This window comes from Pseudoblastomonas marina (genome assembly GCF_014641655.1).
Classification (GTDB): Bacteria; Pseudomonadota; Alphaproteobacteria; order Sphingomonadales; family Sphingomonadaceae; genus Alteriqipengyuania_A; species Alteriqipengyuania_A marina.
Window position 1 is genome coordinate 1 of the sequence record NZ_BMID01000012.1, and the last position, 1,260, is coordinate 1,260.

The window sequence follows — 1,260 nt, forward strand, 5'->3', positions numbered from 1 at the left end:
TCGCTTACCATAGTTCTTCGGATATCTTTGCAACGATAACCCGTTCGGACCTTTATAGTCCTGACTATAGTAAGATCACCAGGCTTCGGGTCTAACTTTAGACACTATTCATTATTTTAATGATCGGTTTAACTATGCACATCTATTTATTACCGAAATTGGATTGGAAATCCAATTATTGGCTGGCTGCATAGATTATGCTATGTAGCCGCCATACTGAAAACTTATACTAATATTAAATTAAGATTTAATACTAATACTCGTTACAAAAATAATTATGATTCATTATATTGTTTAATCAGTAAAAACATAAATAAATTCGCTCGCATCTAAAATTAACTTGGTGACCCATTATGCAAAAGGTACGCTCTCGCTTTCTTATTGCTTGAGCTGCTTATAAAACTACTATTTCAAAGCTTTCCCTCACGGTACTTTTCTCTGTAACTCATGTATTATATTTAGCCTTTGAGGAAGGTTCCCCACAATATTCAAACAGCTTTAAAGCCATTTTACTTATTTTAATAGGCTGCTCTATTTTCGTTCACACTAATCATAGAATCTCGTTTGATTTCTTTTCCTGAAGTTAATAAGATATTTCAATTCACTTCGTTTATTAAGTAATTTCTCTAAGAGTTCATATGTTGATAACCTCTAGGACAGACCAAGGCCGTCCGTAAGTATTTATTCACCTATTCGGCCTAGGATAGGACCGACGCAAGTCCCTTAGAGGGGGACAAGTCCCTTAGAGGGGGACCTGGTACTAGCCTAGGTCACCAAGGTGTACGAACCAGGATGCTAACCCGACCCTTGCTCCTCGGTGTCATTTTTAGGGGTATGATAAAATCATAAACATAAATTAAGTTATACTCTCCTTAATACATAGTGTAGCTATTGGTAGTAGTCTCTTTATATACTTATATATGTCTATATATATAAACATAAGCTTTATATCCATTACATTTCTAAGACTTCTTCATTATACAATTAATTAATTCGCTACCCCCTCCTCCACGTCCCCCCGCCCTGCAGTACTGCAGGGGGGGAGGGGTGGAGGAGGGGGGTAACGTAAACCAACTCATCGGATTACTGTGACTCGAACACAGAAAATCTCCCTCCCAAAGGGAGTGTCGTAACCAATCTGACTCTAATCCGTCATTATTTTTTTTAGCCGGCTATGCATTTTTTTTAGCCACTGAGGCTGGCTTAATTTTTTTTTAGCCGTCCCCCCGCCCTGCAGTACTGCAGGGGGGGGAAGCTAAA

General features: G+C 38.5%; 1 rRNA gene. It reads right to left on the bottom strand.

Going from position 1 to position 1,260, the window contains the following annotated elements:
* A 23S ribosomal RNA gene (locus tag IEW49_RS13345) occupies positions 1-905 on the bottom strand; the annotation flags it as partial.
* Between the last annotated feature and the right edge of the window lie 355 nt (positions 906-1,260).